Annotated in this window: 9 protein-coding genes and 1 pseudogene; 8 read left to right on the forward strand and 2 right to left on the reverse strand. The window is 58.9% G+C overall.

Annotated elements, in window-relative coordinates; translation table 11 throughout:
* Nucleotides 1-35: 35 nt before the first annotated feature.
* The 4 genes from ACN0SD_RS17820 (at nucleotide 36) to ACN0SD_RS17835 (ending at nucleotide 4656) form a co-directional block, all read left to right on the forward strand.
* Nucleotides 36-779 (forward strand): amino acid ABC transporter ATP-binding protein, encoded by a 744-nt coding sequence (locus ACN0SD_RS17820; protein WP_417809566.1) that lies wholly within the window; start codon nucleotides 36-38, stop codon nucleotides 777-779.
* Between the two features lie 117 nt (nucleotides 780-896).
* A complete protein-coding gene (locus ACN0SD_RS17825; RefSeq protein ID WP_417809567.1) occupies nucleotides 897-2393 on the forward strand; it encodes a M81 family metallopeptidase in 1497 nt (498 codons plus the stop codon).
* Between the two features lie 63 nt (nucleotides 2394-2456).
* The gene (locus ACN0SD_RS17830; protein WP_417809568.1) at nucleotides 2457-3515 is read left to right on the forward strand and encodes an ornithine cyclodeaminase; all 1059 of its coding nucleotides are present in this window, start codon (nucleotides 2457-2459) and stop codon (nucleotides 3513-3515) included.
* A 7-nt stretch (nucleotides 3516-3522) separates the two neighbouring features.
* Nucleotides 3523-4656 carry an alanine racemase gene (locus ACN0SD_RS17835; RefSeq protein WP_417809569.1) on the forward strand — a complete coding sequence of 378 codons (1134 nt, stop codon included), beginning with the start codon at nucleotides 3523-3525 and terminating at the stop codon, nucleotides 4654-4656.
* 138 nt (nucleotides 4657-4794) lie between these two features.
* On the opposite strand, the pseudogene ACN0SD_RS17840 reads toward ACN0SD_RS17835, so the two are convergent.
* Nucleotides 4795-5064, reverse strand: a pseudogene (locus ACN0SD_RS17840) (IS110 family transposase); the annotation flags it as partial.
* A gap of 413 nt (nucleotides 5065-5477) precedes the next feature.
* On the opposite strand from ACN0SD_RS17840, the gene ACN0SD_RS17845 reads away from it, so the two are divergent.
* A complete protein-coding gene (locus ACN0SD_RS17845) occupies nucleotides 5478-5840 on the forward strand; it encodes a hypothetical protein (protein ID WP_417809570.1) in 363 nt (120 codons plus the stop codon).
* Nucleotides 5841-5930: 90 nt separating this feature from the next.
* Entirely contained in the window at nucleotides 5931-6155 is a 225-nt protein-coding gene (locus ACN0SD_RS17850) for a hypothetical protein (protein WP_417809571.1), read from the forward strand.
* Between the two features lie 48 nt (nucleotides 6156-6203).
* Here the strand turns inward: ACN0SD_RS17850 and ACN0SD_RS17855 are convergent, their stop codons facing one another.
* Entirely contained in the window at nucleotides 6204-6434 is a 231-nt protein-coding gene (locus ACN0SD_RS17855; protein WP_417809572.1) for a hypothetical protein, read from the reverse strand.
* A gap of 111 nt (nucleotides 6435-6545) precedes the next feature.
* On the opposite strand from ACN0SD_RS17855, the gene ACN0SD_RS17860 reads away from it, so the two are divergent.
* Together ACN0SD_RS17860 and ACN0SD_RS17865 are read left to right on the forward strand one after the other, a co-directional pair.
* Nucleotides 6546-7016: a thermonuclease family protein gene (locus ACN0SD_RS17860; protein ID WP_417809573.1), complete on the forward strand. Its 471-nt coding sequence runs from the start codon at nucleotides 6546-6548 to the stop codon at nucleotides 7014-7016.
* Between the two features lie 1314 nt (nucleotides 7017-8330).
* Nucleotides 8331-8548 (forward strand): hypothetical protein (locus ACN0SD_RS17865; protein WP_417809574.1); only part of this gene is annotated, 218 nt, incomplete at its 3' end.

Here is an 8548-nt window from a genome sequence, read left to right on the forward strand (position 1 = left end):
CCCAGACGCCCCGCCAACCCGCAAGGAACGCCCCGATGCTCCAAACGCCAGTGATCAGTTTCGAGAAGCTGAGTAAATATTACGGCACTTTCCAGGTTCTCAAGAATATCAATCTTGAGGTCGCAAAGGGCGAGCGGGTCGTGATCTGCGGCCCCTCCGGGTCGGGAAAATCCACCCTGATCCGCTGTATTAATCGGCTGGAAGCGCATCAGGAGGGCCGCCTGATCGTCGATGGGATCGAAATGGACGACAGCCCCGCCACTGCGCGCCGCGTCCGCGATCGCGCTGGCATGTGTTTCCAGCATTTCAATCTCTTCCCGCATCTCACAGCGCTGGAAAACTGCACTCTCTCTCCGATCTTTACCCACAAGTTGACCCGGCAGGCGGCCGAGCAACGGGCCATGGACTATCTCGCTAGGGTTCGCATGGACGGCTTCGCCGGGAAATACCCCTCGCAGCTTTCCGGAGGTCAGCAACAGCGCGTCGCCATCGCCCGCAGCCTATGCACTGAACCCGAGGTCATGCTCTTCGACGAACCCACCTCCGCGCTCGACCCGGAATCGATCTCCGAAGTGCTCGACGTGATGGCCGATCTCGCCGATGACGGTATGACGATGCTCTGCGTCACGCATGAAATGGGTTTCGCTCGCAAGGTCGCCGACAGGGTAGTCTTCATGGATGCAGGCGAAATTGTCGAAATCGCCGATCCCGAAACCTTCTTCACCTCCCCTGCACACGAACGTTCGGCCCGCTTCCTGCAACAGATCATCAACCACTGACCACCCACCACTGACCACCTGCTTTTTCGCTCCCCCTCTCCCTTGCCCGCGCGGGCAAGGGCCGGGTTATTGCATCTCTCCGCCGCCCTAAGAGGCAAAGACAAGAAAGATCACGATATGAGTTTCCGCGTCGCCATAATCGGGTTTATCTCTGAAAATAACACCTTCACCCGTCTTCTCACCGGGATCGAGGACTTCCGCTCGTCACAGTATTATTTCGGTGAGGAGGTTCCCAAGCATTATCGCGACACCGGCTCGGAAATCGGCGGTGCGATCGACATGGCCGAAGCCCGCGACTGGAAGGCTGATTACATCCTCGCCGCCCATTCCCAGCCTGGCGGCCCGGTCTCCGAAGACACCCGCCGGGAAATCACCGAAGAGGCACTCCGTCGGCTGCGCGCGGGCGGACCGTATGACGGGATCTTCGTTGCCCTGCACGGCGCGATGGTTACCGAAACGGATCAGGACGGCGACGGCCAGTTCCTGCGCGAAATCCGCAGCCTGATCGGCCCGGATGTTCCCGTCGCCGTCACTTTCGATCTCCATGCTAACGTGTTCGATGAAATGGCAGATCTCGCCCGGATCGCCGTTTCGTTCCAGACCTATCCGCATATCGATATGCGCGAGGCGGCACAGAAATCCTGTGCGCTACTAGACGATGTCATGGCCGACCGGGTCGATGCCCGACTCGTGGTTCGCCGTCCTCCCGTTCTGGTTGGCTGCGACGATGGGCGCACAGCCGATGATGGCCCGATGTGTCGCCTTCTGGAAAGCGCCGAGCGCGAGATGAAGGCGCCCGGCATTCTTCATGCCGGGATCAATGCGGGCTTCACCGATGCCGATGTCTGGGCCTCCGGTCCAAGCGTCCTCGTCACCTACGATACGAAGCGGATCGGAGCACCGCAGGCCGAAACCGCCGCCGAACGGCTCTGCGATGAAATCTGGGATCGCCGCCACGACTGGAACGGCCCAATTCCGCTTGCCGATTGCATCGCGCGCCTCAAGATTCTGCAAGCCGATCCGGCACCGCGCAAGGGCCCCGTCGTCGTGGCAGACTATTCCGACAACCCCGGATCGGGCGCTTATAGCGATTGCACCGCGCTGATCGCGGCCATGCTCGACGCCGACATCAAAGATGCCGCCGCCGGCACCCTGCTTGATCCCGAGGCCGCCGCTCTGCTCGCCGCCGAAGGCCCTGGCGCCGAGGTTAGGCTTTCTATCGGTGGCAAGATCGACCCCACAGTAGGCGGCGGCCCGCTCGAAATTACCGGTCGCGTCATCACCGTGAGCGACGGGCATTTCCGCTATGAAGGGCCGATGTTTACCGGCCTTCCCGCCTGCACCGGAACCAGCGTTTGCTTCCGCGTGCAAGGGATCGACATTATGATCGTTTCCAACCGGATGCAGATGCTCGATCAGAACATTTTCCGTGCCGTCGGGATCGAGCCGACGGAGAAATCCGTTCTCGTTGTAAAATCAATGAACCACTTCAAGGGTGCCTTCCGGCCCATCTCCTCCGAAATCATTCTCACCGATGCCGGCGGGCTTTGTTCGCCTGAAGTGACGCGGCGCGATTTCCGGCGCGTTCGCCGCCCCGCTTTTCCCCTCACTTGATCGCCACGCCGATCCCCCATCCGATCCTGCGCCACGCTGCAACACCCGAAAGGAACCCGCCCGATGACCGCTTCCGATCTTGCCTATGTCCCCTTCGTCGATGTCGAGGAGATGATGCATCTCGTGCTCGATATCGGCCTCGAAACCTGCCTCGCCGATCTGACGGCCTATATCGAAGAAGATTTCCGTCGCTGGCCCTTGTTCGACAAAACTCCGCGCGTTGCCTCGCATTCTCGTGACGGCGTGATCGAACTGATGCCCACATCGGACGGACGCGAATATGCCTTCAAATACGTCAACGGCCACCCCGCCAACATGAAGAAGGGGCTGCAAACTGTCACTGCCTTCGGCCTGCTCGCCGATGTAGAAAGCGGCTATCCTGTGCTGCTTAGCGAAATGACGATCCTCACCGCCCTGCGCACGGGGGCGACTTCGGCCCTAGCCACTCGAATTCTCGCCCGCCCCGGTTCGCAAACCCTAGCCATGATCGGCAACGGGGCGCAATCCGAGTTCCAGGCTCTCGCTCTCAAGACAGTCTGCGGCGTCACCGCCCTGCGCCTGTTTGATACCGATCCCGAGGCGACCCGGAAATGCATGGCTAATCTAGCCGATTCCGGGCTTGCCGTCACCATCTGTAACAGCGCCGAAGAGGCGGTCCAGGGGGCCGATATCGTCACAACCTGCACGGCGGACAAGCAAATAGCCACTGTCCTACACGACAACATGATCGGCGCCGGTGTCCATATTAATGCGATCGGAGGCGACTGCCCCGGAAAGACCGAGCTACAGAGCGATATCCTAAACCGTGCCGACGTCTTTGTGGAGTATCCGCCCCAGACCCGGATCGAGGGTGAGATTCAGCAAATGGCCCCCGATTTCCCGGTCACGGAACTGTGGGAGGTTCTCAGCGGCGCCGCGGAGGGCCGACGCGATTCCCGCCAGATCACCCTGTTTGACGGAGTTGGCTTCGCGATTGAGGATTTCTCGGCCCTGCGCTGGCTGCGCGATCAGGTGGTGCGCCTTGATCGAGGGCAGCGGCTCGATATGATTGCCGATCCTGACGATCCGCGCGATCTCTTCGGCATGATTGAACGCGAGCGGCACCGCCGCGCTGCAGCCTGAGGCCGCCATGACCGACCCGCGCACCTCGCTAGCCCTCACCCCGTCCCGTGCTCTGCCTCGGATCGATGTTGACACCGCTACCCTGACCGAAAACACCCGCGCCCTGCGCCGCCTTTGCGGCGCGCGAGGTGTTGCTGTGGTCGGTGTCACCAAGGGGCTTGCCGGGCATCCCGGGGCAGTCCGGGCGCTGCTCGATGCCGGTCTTCCCGCCCTAGCCGATGCGCGTCTCGCCAATATCCGGCGGATACGCGCTGCGGGGATCGACGCGCATGTGCAGCTCCTGCGTCCGCCGGCACCCGGCGAACTGCCCGAGGCCGTCCGCCTCTGTGACACGATCTTCGCTACCGCCCCCGAAACCCTTGCCGCGTTGGCTCATGCCGCTCGGACCGCCGGTCGCGAAGTGCAAGTCGTGCTGATGGCCGACGTCGGCGACCTGCGCGAAGGAGCCCCGCCCGCCGAATTGCCCGCCATCGCGGCGCGAGCCGCAAGGCTTGACGGGTTGCGCATCGCCGGGCTAGGCACGAATTTCGCCTGCCACCGCGGTCTCCTGCCCAGCCGTGAAAATCTCGGCCGCTTCATGACCCTGGTCGAAGAAATCGAAACTTTGACCGGCCAGCCTCTCGAAATTCTCTCCGCCGGCAACAGCGCCGCGCTGCCCTTCCTGCAAAGCGGCGCTCTACCACCTCGGATCAATCAGTTTCGGCTCGGGGAAAGCCTGTTGCTCGGCCATGATGCTGCCGAACAGCGCCCCTTACCCGGCACCCGCCCCGATGCATTCACCTTGGCCGCCGGGATTCTTGAAATCTGGACACGCGACACGGCGCAGACCGACCCCCGAGCCCACATCGCGTTCGGCCATGAGCCCCCCGCTCTGCCACAGGGCACGCTCCGCCTCGCCGTGCTCGGTCTCGGCGCGATGGATACCGACATCGCCGGCCTGATGCCGCACAGCGTTGGCTTATGCATGCTTGGGTATTCGAGCGATCACACGGTCCTCGACATCACCGCCCGCCCCGATCTGCGGGTCGCGGATGTATTGCATTTCGGCCTAAGCTATAGCGCGCTGGCACGGGCGATGAATATGCGCGACGTCAACGTCGCCTTGACGAACCGCACTGCTGCAATGATGCGAGTGCAGTGATCGCCTTATCCGTCCACCGATTCCAGATCGCTCGCCCGAAGCGGCGGGCTACCCAGAACATGTCATTGCGGGCCATTGCGGCAGGCGCCGCATCGGTCTGGTCGAGGATGCCGCGCAGCCAGTCCCGTTGCTCGATGGTATCTCCGCCTCCAGATGGGTGAGCGCCATGATCAGAACCTTCAGCGTGGGGATGGCATCGGCGGGTAAGCCGCTGTCCGGGTCCTCGACGATGGCGATCAGTTTCGATGCGTTAGCCGCCCCCTGCGGCACAATCTGGCCGAACTCAGTCAAATGGCCGCGTAGGGCGTTGATCGCCTGTGTCCGCTGCCGGATCAACAACTCGCGAACCCGGAAGACCATCGCCGCGCCCTGGGTCTCTTCACTCTTCACCGGCACAAAACGCATAGTTGTCATTGCCGAGCACAAGCGCCGCTTCACCCGCAACATCAGCTACTTTGAACCGTGGCATTACGTTCCTCTACTGGACCGCAAACCCGGCGCCTTGCGCAACGGGGCACCCTTCGTGGACTGGCAGCTCCCTGTGCGCACCAAGGGGCATTTGGGAAGCCGATAGGGAGGCAAGATTGGACGCCGATTAACACTCTGCGTCAAGGTGACCGAGTGGCAAAGGAGATATGCGTCTTGACAAATATGATGCTCGCCTCAATATATGCGCTTAACCGCATATGCGCAAAGTAAGATTATGCCTCTCACCGCCCTTCCCAATCTGGCCGTGCCAACGCGACTTGACGCGATCCGCATCCTTGCCGAAGGCAAGATGTATTACGTCTGCGATCTGATGAACAAGCCAGATACAAGCGGTGCGCTCGGTCTTCATCATCGACCCGGACAAGAAGTTGCGGCTGACTATGATCTACCCGATGAATGTCGGCCGCAACTTCGACGAGATCTTACGGGTCATCGGCGCGCTGCTAACTGCCGACGCCAACAAGGTCGCGCTGCCCGCCAACTGTCGTCCGGGCGACGAGGCAATCATTCCTCCCAACGTCACGGGCGAGCAGGCCAAGGGCATGTTTCCCTACGGGACCACGCGCGACCTGTGCTGCACGCTTTGGACCGATATGCGTGCGAGCGCTGGAACGCTGGAAGAGAATGCTGCGGAGGCTGCGCGGATCATGAACGATTACCGCTATATCCGGGTCGCGCACGCGGGCTTTCGCTAGGCGCGCCCGCTCGACACGGTTGCGCTGCATCGTGAGCATGTCGCATGGCTGGAGGCGCGGCTATCAGAGCCATTTTCAGGCGAGACCGTTGTGGGGCCCCATCATGCGCCTCATCCCTTCGCACTGTCGCCGGGCGGATCGGTGCCGCAAGCATATGCCTCGGACCTCAGCGATCTAATCAAGCGGCACCAGCCCGATCAATGGCTGTTTGGGCATACCCATCTCGCGACAGAGTTTCAGATTGGAACGACCAAGCTGCGCAATGTCTCGCTGGGGTGTCCGGCGAAGGCGGCAACCATGCGTGGAGAGCTATAAAAATTCTGCAGATCGTCCGAACATTCTCGAGCCGCCCGATGCGCGCATTTATGCAGGCCACAGCAATTCACGGAGTTCCGTATCGGTGACCCACATAGCCTCAGATAAAGTCGGCTGCGGAAATCCGGAAGCGATCACGAAAACGGCATCATTCCACTTGCAGCCAGCATCTAGGACGATACGATCTTCTTCACTGATTTGTGTGGGAGGTATTTCAATGAAGGCTATTCTTTCAACCATGGCTGCGTTGCTCGCGCTTTCACTGCCGATCCAAGCCATGCCGACGGCTGCTACAATGAGCCAGGATGAAATTGCCCACGGTGGCGGTTGCCGCAAAAGCTCACCTGCTGGGCAGTGCTGCCACATGGACAACAAAGCGGGGCGTGTCCATTGTCACTAAGGCTCTTGCTCGGACTTATCCTTGCAGTTGGTCTTTGTGGGCCACTGCAAGCAAAGACCATAACCGGCACAGCGTCGGTTATTGACGGTGACACGATCGACATTCACGGCAACCGAATTCGACTACACGCGATCGACGCGATTGAGAGCCGTCAGCGCTGCAAGCTGCCCAACGGCAAACTGTGGAACTGCGGTAAGGATGCGTCATTTGAGCTCGCCGACAAGATTGGACGCGCGCCGGTCTCATGTGAGGTCACCGATATCGACCGATATAAACGCTTCGTCGCGATCTGCCGCCAAAACGGAGAAGACCTGAACGCTTGGCTTGTTCGCAATGGCTGGGCCGTCGCGTATCGGCGGTATGGGCGGGATTACGTTCCTCAGGAAGACGCCGCTAGAAAGCAACGAGCAGGTATCTGGGCGAGCGAATTGATGATGCCTTGGGATTGGCGTCGGCGCTGATATGACGCTGATGATGCGGGCGGTCACATTGGAAAGCTGGCCAATTGCGGGGGCAGATCGTTTCCTGTAAGTTGGGCGGGACGCTAATAACTGCGCAAGATAGCCTATTTTCGCAGCATGCAACGATGTTACCGTGCCACAGGGTGACGCGCAGGTTGGGCGGCGAACCGACCTTCGCCGCGCGTGCCAACTGTCTTTAGCGCAATATCGGAAACCGGCGTTCCCGTCCCTTCGGCACGCTGCTGCACGATTGCCTGGATGTCTATGAATAGAAGAGGTGCAGCACGTCAAAAATTGAAAACGCGTGCGCTCGCCGATTCCGCTATCGTCTGTTCACTCTTAGTTGCTGCTGTTGGACCAAAGTAAGAGCCTAGTGGTCGCTGCTGCCTTTGGCCGGGCCTCGATGCTGGCCAGCGCCCGCAAGCGACCGCTCCTCGCCTTCGCCAACAGGGAGTTTTCATCCGCAAGGAAAGGGCAAAGCGTTATATTTCTCCAATCGGAATGGAGGAGGAGAAGCGGCGCTACCTTGTGCCCTTGGAGCACTTTGATTGGTGCCATTTCCATCACTATACTCCCGTTTCGGTTGTAATGTATATTTATTAACACACCTTAGGGATGACGCAAGGAAAATATGGAAGATGCTGACACAACGTGCTTGGTGGCCAACGCTTCTCTCTATGAGCTTCTCATTTACCTGATCGTTAATATCGCTTTTATTGAGTTGCTATCATATGGATTCGTGAAGACCTCACAACGCAAATGGGAGGGCTGGATCTCGCGGGAAACACTGATTCTGATTTCGGCGAAAATACAAAAAAACTCCTATAGATTGTTGTGATAGATCGTTAGGGGCAAAGCTTTACGAAGGCTCAATGCGCTGAAGGGTTGGCTTTAACGACGAAATCTCCTGTGGTGATTCTCTACAGGATATAGTGCCTTCTTTTTGATCGAGATAGTTGATGGATCATAATATTTTGTTCGGGAATTGCAATGACTCATAATCCGCCTTAACAATGCCGCCCCACAACCCAAGCCTGCATTTGCCGACCTTTCTATGAATTTCGAATTGATCATTGGGAGGCATGACCCGGTTCTCGGACTGCAACTCGAAGGCGATATTGGTGCCACAAACGTAATCAATTCACGCCTATTTCATAGGATATTTTAGAATTCTAGGTGGATCCAGTGATGTTTCCGATACTAAGTCTGTCGGACGTTGGCCGCGCTCGGCTATCCTGTGGGCATTTTGCCACACGCACAGGTTGTGATGCGTCTGCCTAATTTCGAACAAGATTCGATCTTAGCAAAGATTTGATGAACGTGAGCGAAAGCAAGAAAACGTGCTTGAAGGTCAAGCATTTTTTCGCACGCAGAAGTGGCGATGGAACCGATAGCGAGAGAGGAAAAATGATTTTGGTATATATGTTCGCAGGGGCTGCCGTTGGTCTCCTTGTCACCATCATCTCAGCATTGTTGCGCGGCAACACAATTTTGTCGTCACTGTATCTGCTGACGCTCGACCGCGTGAAGCG

The organism is Thioclava sp., assembly GCF_048263065.1.
GTDB lineage: Bacteria > Pseudomonadota > Alphaproteobacteria > Rhodobacterales > Rhodobacteraceae > Thioclava.

What these genes read in the sequence shown, in the direction of transcription:
- ACN0SD_RS17820 (WP_417809566.1), top strand. Translation starts at nt 36, where the DNA reads ATGCTCCAAACGCCAGTGATCAGTTTCGAGAAGCTGAGTAAATATTAC.
- ACN0SD_RS17825 (WP_417809567.1), top strand. Translation starts at nt 897, where the DNA reads ATGAGTTTCCGCGTCGCCATAATCGGGTTTATCTCTGAAAATAACACC.
- ACN0SD_RS17830 (WP_417809568.1), top strand. Translation starts at nt 2,457, where the DNA reads ATGACCGCTTCCGATCTTGCCTATGTCCCCTTCGTCGATGTCGAGGAG.
- ACN0SD_RS17835 (WP_417809569.1), top strand. Translation starts at nt 3,523, where the DNA reads ATGACCGACCCGCGCACCTCGCTAGCCCTCACCCCGTCCCGTGCTCTG.
- ACN0SD_RS17855 (WP_417809572.1), bottom strand. Translation starts at nt 6,434, where the DNA reads ATGGCTTGGATCGGCAGTGAAAGCGCGAGCAACGCAGCCATGGTTGAA.